The 16,998-nt window shown below is 68.2% G+C and carries 10 protein-coding genes; 2 read left to right on the plus strand and 8 right to left on the minus strand.

Annotation, left to right across the window (positions count from 1 at the left end; all coding sequences use genetic code 11):
- Window positions 1-72: 72 nt before the first annotated feature.
- From CWS39_RS26760 to dprE1, 6 genes are all read right to left on the minus strand, one after another.
- Window positions 73-3,249, minus strand: a complete 3,177-nt coding sequence (locus tag CWS39_RS26760) for an arabinosyltransferase domain-containing protein (RefSeq protein WP_102145889.1) — start codon at window positions 3,247-3,249, stop codon at window positions 73-75.
- On the minus strand, window positions 3,246-6,521 hold the full coding sequence (locus tag CWS39_RS26765; protein ID WP_102145883.1) for an arabinosyltransferase domain-containing protein: 3,276 nt from the start codon (window positions 6,519-6,521) through the stop codon (window positions 3,246-3,248). The genes CWS39_RS26760 and CWS39_RS26765 overlap by 4 nt, the downstream gene beginning before the upstream one ends.
- 86 nt (window positions 6,522-6,607) lie before the next feature.
- A complete protein-coding gene (locus CWS39_RS26770) occupies window positions 6,608-9,850 on the minus strand; it encodes an arabinosyltransferase domain-containing protein (protein ID WP_102145884.1) in 3,243 nt (1,080 codons plus the stop codon).
- Between the two features lie 80 nt (window positions 9,851-9,930).
- Window positions 9,931-11,781 carry a galactan 5-O-arabinofuranosyltransferase gene (locus tag CWS39_RS26775; RefSeq protein ID WP_102145885.1) on the minus strand — a complete coding sequence of 617 codons (1,851 nt, stop codon included), beginning with the start codon at window positions 11,779-11,781 and terminating at the stop codon, window positions 9,931-9,933.
- A 2-nt stretch (window positions 11,782-11,783) separates the two neighbouring features.
- Window positions 11,784-12,548 (minus strand): decaprenylphospho-beta-D-erythro-pentofuranosid-2-ulose 2-reductase, encoded by a 765-nt coding sequence (gene dprE2 / locus CWS39_RS26780; protein WP_102145886.1) that lies wholly within the window; start codon window positions 12,546-12,548, stop codon window positions 11,784-11,786.
- Window positions 12,549-13,922: a decaprenylphosphoryl-beta-D-ribose oxidase gene (gene dprE1, locus CWS39_RS26785; RefSeq protein WP_102145887.1), complete on the minus strand. Its 1,374-nt coding sequence runs from the start codon at window positions 13,920-13,922 to the stop codon at window positions 12,549-12,551.
- Window positions 13,923-13,971: 49 nt separating this feature from the next.
- Here dprE1 and CWS39_RS26790 point away from each other — a divergent pair, with 49 nt between their 5' ends.
- Window positions 13,972-14,592, plus strand: a complete 621-nt coding sequence (locus tag CWS39_RS26790; RefSeq protein ID WP_199178318.1) for a TenA family protein — start codon at window positions 13,972-13,974, stop codon at window positions 14,590-14,592.
- 3 nt (window positions 14,593-14,595) lie between these two features.
- Here CWS39_RS26790 and CWS39_RS26795 read toward each other — a convergent pair whose 3' ends face one another.
- On the minus strand, window positions 14,596-14,991 hold the full coding sequence (locus tag CWS39_RS26795) for a GtrA family protein (protein WP_102145891.1): 396 nt from the start codon (window positions 14,989-14,991) through the stop codon (window positions 14,596-14,598).
- A gap of 37 nt (window positions 14,992-15,028) precedes the next feature.
- Window positions 15,029-16,435, minus strand: coding sequence for a MocR-like pyridoxine biosynthesis transcription factor PdxR (gene pdxR, locus CWS39_RS26800; protein ID WP_102145888.1), 1,407 nt, complete (start codon window positions 16,433-16,435; stop codon window positions 15,029-15,031).
- Window positions 16,436-16,484: 49 nt separating this feature from the next.
- Between pdxR and CWS39_RS26805 the strand changes: the two genes are divergently transcribed.
- A complete protein-coding gene (locus CWS39_RS26805; protein ID WP_102145892.1) occupies window positions 16,485-16,952 on the plus strand; it encodes a carboxymuconolactone decarboxylase family protein in 468 nt (155 codons plus the stop codon).
- Window positions 16,953-16,998 lie beyond the last annotated feature (46 nt).

Here is a 16,998-nt window from a genome sequence, read left to right on the forward strand (position 1 = left end):
CCACTCACCCTGGGTATTTTCCGGTCAGTTGGTCGCGCTCAGCGCGACCAACTACGCCCAAATCGCAAAGCGCTACGGGCCGATGCGGATCTGGCCCGGCTTCCACAGCCCGCTGTGTGTCGCGGTGCCGAATTGCAGCTCGGCGGGCTGCGCGTCCACGATCGTTTCGAAGCGACGCAGTGAACCCCAGTCGCGGCCCCAGTCCTCCGACAGGTACGTCGCCATCACGTGCGCGCGCAGCAGCAGGTCGGTGATGCCGAGCAGGCCGCCGTTGAGGCCGTCCTGCCATGTGTCGGTGTCCTTGCGCTTGGCGTTGTAGTCCGGTGTGATCCGGAACTTCGGAATCTCGGTGACGCCGTTGGCGTGCAGCATCGGCTGCTGGCACGGGAAGGCCAGCCCCACCGCCCAGTCCATCAGCACCGGCTGCTCGGAGCCCACGTACTCCTGTACCGACCGCAGTTCGGGCACCCTCGGCGGAGTGACGGCCACCCAGTCGCCTGGAGTCAGCGACAGGTCCTCGACGACCAGCCGCACCGCGGCCGCGTCCGCAGGGATCTCCGAGCGTGGGAACCGCAGATTGCGCCACGACGGGATCGGCCCCAGGTCGTACGGCACCAACCGGCCGCCCGGCTGCAGCGCGCCGTCGGGACCGCGCCGCGCATACTCGAGCTCGACAGTCTGGCCTTCGGTGCGCCCGTTGAACACGCTGTAACCGGTGATGGTGCCCGCCGCTGTGACCACCACCAGCGGGTGCGCGTCGTCGGGCGCGGGCAGTTCGTACCACGCCGACGTCAGCCGGCTCTGCTGCTGCGGGCCCTCGATGTAGCTGCCCGCCAACGGAACTCGCGCAGGATCGAGCCCGTAGGGCAGCGGCACCGTGGAACCGTTGACGCCCGGCTCGTCGAGCTCGGTGGGCTGGTCCCAGTCGTAGTCGGTGCCGGGCATCGGCAGGTTCATCCGAATCGCCTCGGCGACAATCTTTTCCGGCACGCCGCTGGGCGTGAACCCCATCGGCCGGTCACCGCCCAGCGGGCCCAGCGGCCCGTAATTGCCGGGCAGTGCGGTCAAGAAGCCGTCGTTGGGGTCGGGTTCGACGAGCACGTCGTCGGCCAGCCCGCAGCCGCCGGTGAACGCCCGCAGGTTCGCCCACGCATTGGAATATGTCGGGTACTGGCGCACCACGCCGATGAGCATCGACGCGATGAACACCAGCACCATGAACCCCGCCGCGACCGGGATGGGGGCGGCGGTCAGGGCCCGCGCGATGCGGCCCTCGCCATGTGTTCGGGACGTGAAGTGCAGCCAGAAAGCGTAGACGGTGGTCGCGGCGAACATCGCGAAAAAGATGGTGCTGACCGTGATTCCGCCGATGGTGGGCATGTCGTTGTTGAACGGCACACCGTAACTGGACACGTACCACCAACCGTTGGTGGTGGCGAACGTCAGCGCCAGTAGGAAGAATACCGCCGCCAGGAACGCCATCCGGTTGCGTGACCATCGCAGCACCGCCGGCGACACCAGTACCGTGGCCAGCGCCGCCATCGCCGCGCCCACCGCGGCGAACAACCCGAAGTGATGCACCCACTTGGTCGGGGTGAACATCAAGAAGAAGATGGTGGCGAAGATGATGCCCATCAGCCGCCACGCCGGCCCGCGCGCCACACCGGGAACCCGCTTGCGGCGCAACATGATGAACATCGCGGCGAACAGCGATAGCGCGGTGATCAGGAAGCCGAACCGCCGCGACAGCGACCCGTCGACGGTCGGCAGGATCAGGTAGTAGTACCGCAGGTTCTCGGTGTACCACTCCTGGTTGGGCCCGATCGCAGTGCGAATCCTGGTGGCCTCCAACACCGTTGCCAACGTCTGGTCGAAGAACACCACCGTCAGCACCACGGTGCCTGCGGCGAGCAACGGCGCCACCAGCGGCCATGTGCCGACGATTCGGTGCCTGCGCACCAGGATTCGCAGAATAGGCCGGCCGCCGGCGACCAATGCGGCGACCGCGATCAGCCCCGTCGGCTGGATGCCGAGCGTGAACGCGGCCGTCACAATCGCCAGTGCAGCCGGTGTCATCCGGCCCGAGATGATCGCCCGCTCGATCAGCACGTAGGTGATCAGCGCGCCGGTGGCGATGATGCCCTCGGGCCGCAGACCGTTGTTGAACGGCATCCACGCCGCCAGCAGCACCAGACCCGCAGCCCACATCGCGGGCTTGCTGGACACCACGGCGGGGCCGAGCCGCGGCAGCACCTCACGCGACAGCAGCAGCCAACACACCAGTCCCGCAACGAGATCCGGTAAACGCATCCAGATGCTGGCGTCGCTGACGCTGGTCATCAACGCCAGCAGGTTGTAATACCAGCCGAACGGGTCCTCGGGGCTGCCGAACCAGCGGAAGTAGTTCGACATGTAGCCCGCGTGTCCGGCGACACGGGCCATGCCGAGCACGTAGCCGTCGTCTGAGGAGTTCGCGCCGATCACATGCCACAGCAGGAACCCGCCCACCACGGTGGCATCGGTCAGCGTGAACGTGCGCCAACGGGTCGGGATGAGCCGCTGCATCCGGCGGCCGTCGAGCTGGTCCAACCGCCACAACGCGATCAGCGCGATCACCGTCGACACGATGGCCAGCACCATCGCGGTCAGCTTCAAAACCGTTGGCTTGGTGGAGAACCGGGTATCGATCGTCGCCGACACCGACAGCCCCGGCGGCGCCGGCCCGGTCAGCTCCGTGAATATGCCGACGATCGCCGGGCGCAGGTTCGGGTCGGTGAAGCCGGTGCGCTGTTCGGACCCGTCGGGCTGGCGAAGCCCGACGAACGTGGCGAACGTACCCGCCTCCGACGACGTGATCTCGATGCGCTCACATTGTGGGGACATCACCCGCGCCCGGGGCACACTGGCCACCACGACGTTGCGGTCGGTGATGTCCACCCTCTGGCTGGTGACGTTGACGAACAACGATTGCAGCGCGGCCTGCTTGCCGTCCTTGGGTGCGGTGCCCAGCACCATGCCGCCCGACGGCGGCATCGCGCGGATCACCTCGCACGGCACCGTCACCGTCATACTCACGGGCACCTGCGAGATCAGCGGGGCCGTAACGTTATTGAGCTGCCCGCCCTGCGGCCAGTTCAGCGTCGCGGTGGTCTGCACCACCGGCAGCAGCGGCGTCGCCACCGAGAGCACGAATCCGATGAGCCCGGCGATCGTCGCCACCCAGCGGGCGATCCTGACATCGTCCCTCATGGCAGCGCCCTGATCGGTCCACTGCGGCTCCACCCGAACACGCGCGTCGAGCCCGTCTCGATCACGGCCTCAGGCGCCTCCGACGCGGGCACCACGCGGTGGTAGCGCTCGATCGAACCCCAGTCGCGGTACCAGTCGTCGCGCAGATAGGTCGGCACGGTCGAGGTGCGCAACAGGGCCTGGATGAACAGGAACGGGCCGCCGTCTTGCGCGGACTGCCACTGGTTCGACGACACCACCACCTGCTTGAAGTTGGGCAGAATTCGGTACTCGGGCAACTCGGCGACGCCCAGCTGCTCGCGGAACGGTCGCTGGCACGGGAAATTCGCCGCCGTCGCGATGTCCATCAGCACCGGGGTCTGCGAACCGAGGAACGCCTGCGCGGTCTGAAGCACCGGCACCCGCGGCGGCGTGAACGCGAACCACTGGTCGGTGCTCAGGTTGGGGTCGTCGGCGACGATGCGCGCCACGTTGGCCTCCGGCGGCGCCCACGCCAACGGGAATCGCAGGTTGCGCCAAGCTTTTTGGGGTCCCGGTCCGACGTCAATGGGCTGCACCTGGCTCAACGGCCGATACGAACCGTCCGGCCGGCGCTCACCCCACTGCAGCTTGAGCGACTGCCCGTAGTTGAACGACCCGTCCTCTTCGTAGAACCAGATCGCGCCCGCGGCGGCCACCGTCACCAGCGGCCGGTCCGGGGAGCGGGGCGGCAACTGGTACCAGACGGAGGTGGCCTTGGCCGCGACGGTGTTCTCGTCGTAGCTGCCCATCACCGGGACGCGTTTGGGGTCGAGGCCGAACGGCAGGAACACCCGGGAGCCGTTGATGCCCTCGGGACCGTAGCCCCCGCCGGTGCCGGCCGCATAGCCGATGCCGATGTTCGGTTCGTTCGGCGAGCCGTCGGAGTTGACCGTGCCCGGGTTGGCGGTCACCGGCTCCGGTGGTTCCAGCGTGTCGCTGACGCCGTTGGGGTTGAAGCCGACCGGATCCTCCCCGCCGAGCGGACCGTACAGCCCGAACCGCTGGCCCGGAACGGGTTGCAGCAGACCGGCATTTGTGTCGGGTTCGACGAGCACGTCGTCGGCCATCGCGCAGCTGGTTTCGGACAATCCGGACGTCAGCGCCGCCAGATTGGCCTTGGCGTTGGTGTAGACCGGATAGCGCTGCACCGCGCCCTTGGCCATCGAGCCGACTTCGAGGATCACCATGATGGTCGCCACCACCAGCAGCGGTGTGGACGCCAGCACCCGGTTGCGACGGGTGTCGGCCACCTCGGTGTGCCCGGCGTAGTCCATCCGGAAGTGCAGCCAACCCGCGAGCAGCCCGGTCAGCATCGCCAGCACCAGGAAGATGCCGTAGACGGGGATGCCGGCAATCACCGGTTGCTTGTCGAACCACGGCACCCCGTAGTTGCCGGTGTAGAACCACCCGTTGATGCCCGAGGTCGCCCACGCCAGCACGAACAGCAGCGCAGTGACATACAGCGCGAGGTTGCGGCGGCTGTGCAGGCCGACGCGGGCAAACGCAAATGCGGTCACCGCGCCCAAAGCACCGGCCAGTCCGGCAAACGCCCCGAACTGCACCGCCCACTTCGTCGGGGTGAAGGTCAGCAGCAGCAGGCCGATCGCGGTGGTGCCGAGCAGCCGCCACACCGGGCCGCTGGCCGCGCCGGGCACGCCGCCGCGGCGCAGCATCACCGCGATCAACCCGAACAGGCACAGCAGCAGCACCAGCACCGCGAACCGTCGGGTCAGCGACGAGTCGACGCTGTCCTCCACGGTGAGGAAGTAGTAGCGCAGGAAATCCTGGTACCAGGCGATGGTCGGGCCGACTTTGTATTTGATGCGGGCCGACTCGGCGACGGTGGCCAGCGTCTGGTCCCGGAAGACGACGACGAAGATCAGCGCGCCCGACGCGGCCAGCGCCGCCAGCGGCGCCAGCAGCCCGTCGGAGGCCCGCCTGCTGCGGATCACGCTGGCGACGGCCCGTGCGCCGACCAGCAGCGGGGCCAGCGCGATCAGGCCCTGCGGGGCCAGCGTCACGCTGAACACCGCGACGACGATGGCCGCGGCGGCGGGCCACAGCCGCCGGGTGGCGATGGCGTTCTCCACCAGCATCCATGCGGCCACCGCGCCGAATGCGATCAGTGGTTCGGGCCGCAGCCCGTTGTTGAACGGCAGCCACGCCGCCAGGAAGACCGCGGCGGCTGTCCACACCGCGACCCGATTGGTCGCGAGTCGCCGGCCCAGCCGCGGTATGACGCAGCGGCTCAGGATCAGCCAGGTGCCGATGGCGGCCAGCGTGGCGGGCAGTCGCATCCACACCCCGGCGGTGCTGACGGACGCCAGCTGCGCCAGCACGGTTTGGTACCAGTCGAACGGCGCTTCGGTGGCGCCGAAGTAGCGGAAGTAGTTCGCGGTGTAGCCGGCCTCGTCGGAGATGCGCGCGATGGTGAGGTTGTAGCCGTCGTCGGACGACGTGGCGCCGATCAGGTGCCACAGCAGCAGCGTGCCGACGACGCCGACGTCGGCGATCCACGTCGGCATGCCCGCCCGCCAGAACCGTCGCCACCAACCCGGAAGCCGGCGGCCCATCCGCCGGTCGAGCACGGCCAGCGCCACGATCGACGCCAGCACGCACAGTACGCCGAGCACCATCACCGCGAGTTTCAGGGTCGTCGGTGAGCTGATGAAACGGGTGTCGATGTCGACGCGGGCGGACAGGCCCGCCTGCGGCGCTACTTCGAGATCGGTGAAGATCCCCGCAACCTGTGGCTTCTTGTCGAGGTCCACCGTTCCGGTCGCGCCGGGAATGCCGACGAAGTCCGCGCCGACACCGCCGACGTTGGCCCAGATGTGCAGCGCGCTGCACGCCCCGTCCGCGACGGCTTGGCGCGGCGCCACCGCGGCGACCGAATCCCGGAATGCCACGACGACGGTGTCGGCGTTCGCGCGGACGAACAGCCCGTTGCGGCTGGCGTCGATACCGGCGGGCGGGACGGTGGAAAAGACGAGTCCGCCCGCGTCGGGCAGCGTCGCAACTGTCTGGCACGGGATCGACACGTCCAGCGCCTGCGGCGCCCCGGACACCAGCGGCGCGGTGACGTCGGTGACCAGGCCGTCGGGTCCCGGCGCCTGCGGCCACAGGATGGTGGCCGTCGTCTGTTTCACCGGAAGCAGGGGGACCAGCGCGCACAGCAGCAGTCCTGCGATGCCCGCGACGATGGCAACGAGTCGCGCGAACTGGTCCGTCCGCTGTTCATCGCCGGGCACGAGGGACGATGGTATGCGACGTACATATGTGTGCTCGCCGAGCGTGGGTTTGTGTCACGCGGATTGCCGCCGAAGCGTGACAAACCTCAACTGAGACGCAGCGGCGCCGGGCTCCACAGCCCGCTGCGGGTGGCCGTCCCGAGTTCGAGCTCTGCCGGTTTGGCGTTGGGGTAGTACGGCGTCAACTGCTGCAGTGCGCCCCAGTCTCGGAACCAGTCGTCCTTGAGATAGGTCGGGACGCTGGTGGCCCGCAGCAGCAGTTCGGTGATGCCGAGCGGGCCGCCGCCCAGGTAGTCCATCACCGGCGAGTTGGCCTCGGCGCCGAACCGGTCGGGCAGGATGCGCCACTTCGGCACCTCGGTGACGCCGTTGCGGTGGTCGAACGGACGCTGGCACGGGAACGCCAGGCCGACGAGCCAGTCCAGCATCACCGGATCCTGCGAGCCGACCACATCTTGGAGCGTGCGCAGTTGCGGGATCCGCGGCGGGGTGACCGCGATCCAATGTCCCGGCGCCAGGTCGTCGTCGGTGGCCACGAGCCGCACCTGGGTGGCGTCACGCGGGATGGCGGCCATCGGCGCGCGCAGATTGCGCCAGGCGGGTGCCGCGCCGATGTCGGCGAAGCCCACGGCGCCGTCTGGCTCGCCGTCATCGCCGGCCCACTGCACCACCAGCTCGCCCGGATCGAACCGGCCGGCCGCGGACACCACGAGCAGCGGCCCGGCCTCATCGCGGGGCGGCAGCCGGTACCACGCCGAGCGCAATGCCGCCGGCTGCTGGGTGCCGCTGCGCCAGCTGCCCATCACCGGGGTGCGGGTGGGGTCGAGGTCATACGGCAGCCGGGCGCGCGAACCGTTCACGCCGGCGACGACGGTGGTGCCGCCCTCCGTGCCGGCCTCGCTCCCGTCGACTTGCCCGTCGTCGGTGTCGGCGAAGTTGTCCGCGCCGGGCTGCTCCATCACCGGGTCGGCCGAGACGTCGGTGGGAATGCCGTTGGGGCCGAAGCCCTGTGCGGTGACGGCGCCCAACGCCTCGCCGACCGGCGCGCCGATGGGCGCCAGCATGCCGGCGTTGGGATCCTCTTCGACCATCACGTCGTTGGCCATGCCGCAGGTCTTGCCTGTCAAGGCTTCCAGGTTGGACCGTCCAACCGACCACGCCGGATACTGGTCGATCATCCCCAGCGTCAACGACGCAACCTCGAAGACCACCAGCAGCCATGCGGCAATCGCCAACGGCGACTGGATGATTCGCTGCCACCGGGGCTGTTCGCCGTCGGGCGGCGGCCGGTCGCGCCCGGAGAAGTGGAACCAGGCGGCCAGCAGCAGGGCGAGCACCGACAGGCCGAGCAGCATAGTGGTGAAGCCGAACCGCCACTCCGGGAAGGCATTCGACCAGGGCACGCCGAAGTTGGAGACGTACCACCAGCCGTTGACGGTGGCGAACGACAGCGCCATCACGAACAGCACGGTGGCGGCGAAGATCGTGCGGTTGCGTCTGGACCGCATCGCGGCGGCCGTCACGGCGACAGCGGCCAGCGCGCCCAGGGAGCCGGCCAGCCCGGCGAACACCCCGAAATGGTGGGTCCACTTGGTGGGGGTGAACATCATGGCCAGGAACGAGATGATCGTGATGCCGATGATGCGACGGCTCGGGCCGGCCGCGGTGCCGGGAATCCGGCCCTTGCGCAACGACATTGCCACCGAGACCGCCAACGCGAGCAACAGCGTCAACACCGCGAACCGCCGTGCCACCGAACCGTCGGGGCTGGTGGTGAACAACCGCTCGTAGCGGATGTGCTCGTCGAACCAGCTCAGGCTGGGGCCGATCGCGGATTTGAAGGCGTTCGCCTGGACCTCGGCGGCCAATGTCTGGTCGCGGAATATCAGAATGATGGTGACGGTGCAGGCAGCGGCGATCGGGGCCAGCAGCGCCAGGTGGCCGAACCGCGAAGTATGCCGCGCCACAATGGTTTTCAGTGGCCCGACGGCCACCAGTAGCGCGCCGACCGCGGCGATGCCGGTGGGCCCGGAGAAGATGGTGAGCGCCCCGATGATGATCGCGATGGCCACCGGCAGCATCCGGTTGGTGGCCACCCCGCGCTCGACGGAGCACCAGGTGAGCAGGATGCCCAGCGCGATGATCGGTTCCGGCCGTAGCCCGTTGTTCAGCGGCAGCCAGACGGCCAGGAACATTCCCGCCGCCGTCCACGCCGCCGCCGGCGTGTTCTTCACCGCGTGGCCCAGCCGGGGGATCACCTCGCGGCTGATCACCCACCAGCAGGCCAGGGCCATCACCAAGGTCGGCAGTCGCATCCAGGCGCTGTTGGTGCTGACGTGTGCCCACAGCGCCAGCAGGTCGTAGTACCAGCCGAACGGCGATTCCGGCGTGCCGAACCAGCGGTAGTAGTTGGCCATGTAGCCGGCGTTCTCGGACACCCGCGCCATGGTGAGGATGTAGCCGTCGTCGGCGGTGTTGGCGCCGACGAAATGCCACCACACCAGCACGGCGGTGACCACGCCGTCCAAGGGTCGCACCGTCCACCACCGCGGCGGCAGGAAGCGTTTGACCCGTCGGCCGTCGGCGGTGTCGAGGACGTGCAGGGCGCCCAGCGCGATGACCGTCATCGCGACGCCGACGATCATCACCAGCAGCTTGAGCAATGTCGGCGTGGTGCTGTAGCGGGTGTCGACCGTCGCCGAGAACTCCAGGCCGGGCGGTGCCGGGCCGGACAGGTCGGTGAACACGCCGACGATCTGCGGGCGGAAGTCGTAGCCGCCGCGCTCACCGCGCAACGGTTCGCCGGGGTCGGCGTCGTCGGGGCCCTGGGTGAGGCCGACGAATTCACCGGTGACCTTGTCGGCGCGGGCGGTGAACGTCAGCCGCTCGCACGCCGGGCTGAGCACTTGAGCCAGCGGCGCGCTCACCACGGGGGTGTTGCGCACGATGACGAGCAGGTCGTTGTTGACGCGTTCGATGAGCAGGCCCCGGTCGACGGCCTTGGGCGCCTGTTTGGGGACGGTGGACAGCAGCACGGTTCTGCCGTCGGTCAGCCCGGCGGCAGCGTCGCACGGCACCGTGATGCTCAGGTCGGTCGCGACGTACCCGATCAGCGGCGCGTTGACGCTCTGCAGGACCCCGTTCTGCGGCCAGGTGAGCTGCGCGGTGGTTTGCTTCACCGGCAGCAGCGGGGTTGCTATCGCCATCGCCGCACCGAGCAACCCGGCCACGATCGCGATCAGCCGCGCGGCGTGATGGTTGCTGCCCCCGGCGGTCACGGGGCTTGATGGTAGTTGCCCCGGCTGTGTTGTTCCGGCTTCGGTCGCCATCAGCGGTACACGGGCTTGGTCGTCGAGACTGTCGTTACCGTGTCGTCTACTCGCACTTTTCCCCGCTAACTACAGTCTCGTCACGCGGTATCGGTCCGGATCGCGAGCACGAACGGGCCGATGGTCGAGACGTCGAAGCGGGGGTCGTCGAACAGGGCGGAGTCCAGCGTGACGTGGTAGCGGCGCACGTTGGGCTGGTTGGGGTAGACGTCCTCGGCCAGCCGCAGGGTGTAGGTGTCGTTCGCGCCGCGGCGCATCAGGAACACGTCCGGCGGCTTCCACGGCAGGTTGTCCAGGGCCTCGATGAACTCCTTGGCCGTGGTCAGGGTGGCCCAGCTTTCGATGGCCTCGGCGCGTTTGTCGAACTGCGCCAACGGGTTCGCGTAGTGCGACGTCAGGCCCTGGAACCCGTAATAGGGGTAGTACGACAGGAAGCTGTAGTCGGCGGTGAGCACGACGGTCTCGCTGCGCGGGCGGTCGGTCACCTCGAGGATTTTTTCGTCGATTTCGCGGTAGTACCGCTCTGCGCCCGGGGGACGACGGTCCGCGCGCTGGCCGCTGCCGTCGGTGTCGGTGTAGGCGACGACGATGTCGGGGCGCAACACGTCGGGAATGTCCTGGCTGAACGTCAGCGCACCGATGGCGCCGATCGCGGTGCCGGCCGCGACGATGCGCCTGCTGGAGAAGTTGTGGGCCAGCGCCAGCGTCGTCTCGATGAACCCGAAGGCACCGGCGGCGGTGAGCAGCACGGTCAACGTCGGCTGCAGCCGGAACGACAACAGCGTGGTGCCGGCCAGCGTGGTCAGCATCGACAACAGCGACCACGCGTAGACCGCCAGCACCGCGATCGCCAGCGCGCCGGCCCGCGTCGAGGTGCGGGCGCGCACCACCAGCCACAGCGTGCCGAGCATGCACAGCGCGCCGAGCAGCGTGAAGCTCAGCATCGGGAACGCCAGCTGCGCGCCGTCGGCGGGCAGGTAGTGCTGTGCGGTACCGGTGTCGGCGGGCTCGCCGTGCAGTGCGGCCCACAGGTACGGTCCCCACCCGATGAGCGCGAGGAGGCCCGAGATGACGGCGATGACCGCCAGTCTTACGAGGGGCTCGATACGCCGGCGTGCGACGGCCAGCAGCACCGCCATGATCGTCAGCGTGAACGCGGAATAGACCAGCAGCAGGGTGTAGAACAGCGCGGCAAAGCCGAGAAAGATGCCGGTGCCGACGACGGCGGCCCAGCCGCCGTTACGGGTGTTGCCCCGCAGGCCGGACCAGGCGAGCACGAACACCGGCGGCAGCAGCACATTGATGATCGCGGCGTACGGCTCGGCGGGAGAGTAGGCCAACATCGCGGCGGTGGTGGCAGTGGTGACGACGAGGGCGTACTCGAAGCGAATCATGGCCGCCCACAACACCAATGCAACCGCGACCGCCATCGCGATGGAGATGATCGCCCACGGTTTGAACATCTCCCAGGCGGGCGTCCCGGTCAAATCGGCGAGCCGCCCGCCGATCCAGAACCAGCCCGGCGGGTAGAACGGCGGCAGCCCGTAATAGGTCATGTCGTGCGGGCCGGCGGTGTCGGCCATCCGGGTCAGATACTCGGTGCGGAACTGCTGATCGACGGAGATGCCGAACAGGTAGAGCTTCGTCGCACCTAGCGGCATCGCCAGCGTCACCACCGAGAACGCGGGGACGAACACCAGCCCGGCGACCTTGGCGAGCGTCTGGCGTCCGCGTCGCCACAGCAGGCCGGCGGCGAACAGCCCTGCCAGACAGCCGAATTGGCCGACGGTGGTCAGTGCGTGCAGTTGGTTGGAGGTGTTGTACGCGGGCCACTCGACGCGCGAAATGGCGACCAGAGAGATTACCGCGACGGCGGCGGCCAGCGCGGCGGCCACCACCATCTGGCCGAGAATGGCCAGTGCGCCACGCATCTTTAGATGGGGAGCTTGCGGAAGATGGGCCGCGGAATGTGTCGCAACACCATCATCACGTACCTGAACGCTCCCGGCGCCCATACCAGTTCCTTGCCTTTGGCTGCTGAGGTCACCGCCAGCTCCGCGACGTACTCCTTGTCGACGGTCAGTGGTGCTTCCTTGACGTGCGCGCTCATTCGTGTGCGTACCTGCCCGGGCCGGATGACCAGGACCCGAACCCCGTACTCGCGCAGGGCTTCTCCGAGGCCAAGATAGAAGCCGTCGAGGCCGGCCTTGGTGGACCCGTAGACGAAGTTGGACCGCCGGACTCGCTCGCCGGCGGCAGAGCTCATCGCGATGATCTGCCCGAAGCCCTGGGCGCGCATCTTCTCGCCGAGCAGCACGCCCACCGAAACTGCTGCGGTGTAGTTGATCTCGGCGATCTGCACCGCCTTGCGCTGGTTCTGCCACAGCTCTTCGGCGTCACCGAGCAGGCCGAAGGCAACGATGGCGACGTCGATATCGCCGCCCGCGAAGGCGGCGTCGATCACCTTCGGGTGGCTTTCGGTGTCAACCGCATCGAAGTCGATCAGCTCGACGGACTTGGCGCCGGCCGCTTTCATCTGCGCGACGGCGTCGTCACGGCCAGGGTCGTCGGGAAGGCAGGCCAACACGATTCGGGCCGGCGCGTCGCGCAGGTAGCGTTCGCAGATCGCCAAGCCGATCTCCGACGTCCCGCCGAGCAACAGGATGGACTGGGGATTTCCTACCGCGTCGAACACCATCTAGAGCAGCTCCAAACGTCGGGCCATGTCCGAGGCGAACACCCCGGTGGGATCGACCTTGCGGCGCACGGCGATCCATTCGTCGATGCGCGGATACATTGCGTGGAAGGTTTCGGCGGTGGTGCGGGAATCCTTGGCGGTGTAGAGCCGGCCGCCGAACTGCAGCACCCGACGGTCCAGCTCGGCCAGAAACTCGCCGAGCCCGGGCTTGATCTGGAAGTCGACGCACACGTTCCACCCGGGGATCGGAAAGCTCAGCGGCGCTTTACTTCCCGGGCCGAACAGCTTGAAGACGTTGAGGAACGAATAGTGCCCCGAGCGCTGGATGTCGTACATGATGCGCTTGAACTCGTCGACCGCCTGAGTGGGGACGACGAACTGGTACTGGGCGAAACCCGCTCGGCCGTAAGCGCGGTTCCACTCGCCGACCATGTCGAGCGGGTGGTAGAACTGCGTCAGGTTCTGCACCTTGCCGCGGTAGGTCTTGCCGGTGCGATACCAGAGTTCGGTCATCGCCCCGAAGATAAGCTTGTTGCCCAACCCGTTGGGAAACACATCCGGTGCCGTGAAGAACTGCGGCGCATCGAATTTCAGCGGGTCCTTCTGCAACTTCTCGGGCAGTTGGTCCAGGGTGGCCAGCGAGCCGCGGGAGATCACCGCGCGACCGAGTTTCGGCGGCGCGCTGATCGCGTCGAACCACGCGCTGGAGTACGTGTAGTTGGCTTCGCTGCCGTCGCTGTGGAAGGCGATGGTTTCGTCGAGGCCGGCGGTGACGTCGCCGTCGGCGATGAAATACGCCGTCTCCGTAGGCGTCATCTCGATGGTGGCGCGCACGATGATTCCGGTCAGCCCGTTGCCGCCGACCGTCGCCCAGAACAACTCGGCGTCGTCGCCGTCGGGCGTGAGGTGGCGGATCTGCCCGTCGGCGGTCAGCAGCTCCATCGATCGCACGTGGTTGCCGAAACTGCCCGCGCTGTGGTGGTTCTTGCCGTGGATGTCGCAGGCGATGGCACCGCCGATGGTGACCTGCCGCGTGCCGGGCAACACCGGAACCCACAGCCCGAACGGCAATGCGGCCTTCATCAGCTGATCGAGGTTCACGCCGCCGTCCACGTCGACGAGACGGGTCTCGGCGTCGATCGAATGGATGTGGTTCAGCGGTGTCATGTCGACGACGAGCCCGCCGCCGTTCTGCGCGTTGTCACCGTAGGAGCGACCCAGGCCGCGCGCGATCACGCCGCGGCTGCCCGCCTGCGCGACGGCCTTGGCGATCACGTCGAGCTCGCGCGTCGACAGCACCTGCGCAACCGTCGGCGCAGTGCGACCCCAGCCGGTCAGCCGTCGCGGGGTCGTCGGAACTTCGGTGGTCGACATCGTCAAAGAGGGTACCGTGCGGTTCGCCGCCGACCTTTAGGCTTGGTTTGTGCCCTCGCTGTCCGAGTCGTTATGGCGCCGGAACCGAGTCCTCGCCGAGGCCGCGCTGGAGCACAGCTTCGTGCAGGGCATCGCGTCGGGAGAGTTGGCCCGAGACAAGTTCGCGTATTACGTGGGACAGGACGCGGCGTTTCTCGACGCGTTCTGCCGCGCATACGCGCTGGCTCTGGCGAAGAGCCCGGACCAAGACGGGCTTGTCGCATTTCGGGAGCTACTCGACGGCGCCATCGACGAGCTGCGGCTTCACCGTGGCTACGCAGCCCGCTGGAACGTCGACCTTCACCAGGCGCCCGACCCCGCCACCTCGGCGTACACCAACTTCTTGTTGGCGGTCGCTGCGCTGGAACCCGTCGGCCACATCGCTGCGGCGATGACGCCGTGTATGCGGCTATACGCCTACCTCGGTCAGCAGCTGGCAGGCCAGACAAAACCCGAGAGTCCGTATCGCGAGTGGGTGACCACGTACTCGAGCGCGGAGTTCGAGGCGCTGGCACAACGTCTAGAAGAGCTGCTCGACCGGTACGGCGGTGATCACGACCGCCTGGCCGTCCTGTATCGCCAGGCGATGGAACTCGAAGTGCGGTTCTTCGACGCTGCCGGCTCGGTTTAGAACTCAGCGCAGCCGGAAAATGACCGCGCGCTGCACCACGAAATTGATGACGGTCGCGGTGCCCTGGGCGATGACGAACGCGACGGGCACCCGCCACGGCTTCTCGTCGAGCGCCATGTAGAAGAGGTAGTTGATGCCGACCTGCACCGCGTAGGTCAGCGCGTAGAGCACGCATACCGCGAGGAAGCGGGCCTTGCTCGGCGGCGCCTGGAACGTCCAACGCCGGTTGATCAGGTAGGCGGTGGTGGTGCCGGCGATGAAGCTGATCGTCTTGGCGACGTTGACGTGCAACCCCGCGGCCAGCAGCGCGACGTAGAGGCCGAAGTCCACGATCGCCGAGAAACCGCCCGTCACGACAAATCGCCAAACCTGCGTCGTCAGACTCAGGTTCGGCGCCAGGACGGGAGGCTCGGCCACCCGGGCAGCTTATAAGCCGTCACAGCCCCGCGGCCCTCAGCACACCGCACAGCGCGTCCACCGCTGCGGCGAAGGCGTGCTCGGCCGGTGCGGCGAATCCGATGACGATGCCGTCGGGATCGGGCACCTCTGGGCCGGCCAGGGGGTGACGCAGGATGGACAGCCCCGACAGCGCAATTCCTGCTTCGCCGGCCCGTCGCATCACCTCTGGTTCGGCGCCGTCGGGCAAAGTGAGCAGCAGGTTCACCCCGGCGGCCAGGCCGCGGATGCCGACGTCGAACCCGGTGAGTGCTTCGACGAGGGTGTCGCGGCGGCGTCGGTACCGCAGGCGCATGCGACGGATGTGTTTGTCGTAGCTGCCGCTGGCGATGAAGTCGGCCATCGTCTGTTGCGTGAGGGCGTTCACGTAGAACTGCTGGCCGCCGGCGGCGTCGATCACCGCGTCGATCAGGTTGTCGGGCAGCACCATCCAGCCCAGCCGCATCACCTGCGACATGCTCTTGCTGGCCGAGCCCAGGTAGACCACCCGCTCCGGGGACAGTGCCTGCAGCGCCCCGATCGGCTGGCGGTCGTAGCGGAACTCCCCGTCGTAGTCGTCGTCGACGACGTAGCCCCCGGTGCGCTGCGCCCAGTCGACGACGGCGGTGCGACGCGACGGGTGCAGCGGCATGCCGTGCGGGTTGTGGTGCGCCGGGGTGAGCAGCACCGCGGCGGCGTCGGTGTCGTCGAGCTCGTCGACTCTGGCGCCGTGTTCGTCGAGCCCGATCGGCACCGTCGGCACGTCCATCGCGGCGAGCGCATCGCGAAAGATGAAGAGCCCATAGGCCTCAACGGCGATCGGGCCCGTGCATATCCGTGCCAACAGCTCGATGGCGTGGCGGGCGCCGGCGCAGATGAAGATCGACTCCGCGTCGGCGCGTACGCCGCGTGCCCGCGCCAGGTACTCGGCCAGGGCGTCGCGAAGCTCGGGCCGTCCGCGGGGGTCGCCCATTCGCAGGGCGTCGGTGGGCGCTGTGGTGATAGCGCGACGGGTCGAGGCCAGCCATTCGCGGCGCGGGAACTGCGACACGTCCGGCGAGCCGGGCATCAGGTTGTGCCGGGGCTGTGCCGGGGTGCGACGCGGTCGTGGCGGTGCCTTGTTGCGGTCGGCCTCGACCACCCAGGTGCCCGCACCCTGGCGCGACGCGAGCCAGCCCTCGGCGACGAGCTCGGCGTAGGCCTCCGCGACGGTATTGCGGGCCAGGCCGAGGTCGGCTGCGAGGGTACGCGAGGGCGGCAGCATGGTGCCCGCCGCCAGCCGGCCGGAGCGCACGGCGTCGCGCAGGGCGGTGAGCAGCAGGTCGCGGGCACCGCGGGTGCCGGGGGTGATGGCCTCGCGCAGCTCGAGATGAAGGTCTCTCGCGCCGGAATTGGCCCACAAAGTCATGACTGGATTGAACCATTTATTTGTGCCTATTCGGCCTAGCGTGGTGGGCATGACGCAAACACTGGAAACCAATACCGCCGACCGACTGAAGATCTACAAGGTCTCGCCGGAGCTGTACGACGCGATGATGGTGCTGTCCAACGCCGCGAGCAAGGACATCGACCCGACAATTGCAGAGCTGATCAAGATCCGGGCGTCGCAGATCAACCACTGTGCGTTCTGCCTCGATATGCACACCGCCGATGCGCGCAAGAACGGCGAAACCGAGCAGCGGCTGGCGTTGCTCGCCGCGTGGCGCGAAGCCGGGGACCTGTTCACCGCGCGGGAGCGGGCGGCGCTGGCGCTCACCGAGGCGATCACCGAGCTGCGCGACGGCCCCGTCCCCGACGAGATCTATGCCCGCGCCGCGGAGGTGTTCTCCGAACGCGAGCTGGGCCAGGTGATCGCGATGGCGGTGACGATCAACGCGTGGAACCGCATCAACGCGGCGGTCCGTTTGACGCCTCCTCGCCGCTAGAAGATGCGATTTCGGCGCGCGCAGTCGCGGTGAGCGGGCTGTATCG

The sequence above is a fragment of the Mycobacterium hubeiense genome, from assembly GCF_002838065.1.
Classification (GTDB): domain Bacteria; phylum Actinomycetota; class Actinomycetes; order Mycobacteriales; family Mycobacteriaceae; genus Mycobacterium; species Mycobacterium hubeiense.

Coding starts and splice junctions, on each gene's coding strand:
- CWS39_RS26760 (WP_102145889.1), bottom strand. CDS start 3,249: ATGAGGGACGATGTCAGGATCGCCCGCTGGGTGGCGACGATCGCCGGG.
- CWS39_RS26770 (WP_102145884.1), bottom strand. CDS start 9,850: ATGGCGACCGAAGCCGGAACAACACAGCCGGGGCAACTACCATCAAGC.
- CWS39_RS26775 (WP_102145885.1), bottom strand. CDS start 11,781: ATGCGTGGCGCACTGGCCATTCTCGGCCAGATGGTGGTGGCCGCCGCG.
- dprE2 (WP_102145886.1), bottom strand. CDS start 12,548: ATGGTGTTCGACGCGGTAGGAAATCCCCAGTCCATCCTGTTGCTCGGC.
- dprE1 (WP_102145887.1), bottom strand. CDS start 13,922: ATGTCGACCACCGAAGTTCCGACGACCCCGCGACGGCTGACCGGCTGG.
- pdxR (WP_102145888.1), bottom strand. CDS start 16,435: ATGACTTTGTGGGCCAATTCCGGCGCGAGAGACCTTCATCTCGAGCTG.
- CWS39_RS26805 (WP_102145892.1), top strand. CDS start 16,485: ATGACGCAAACACTGGAAACCAATACCGCCGACCGACTGAAGATCTAC.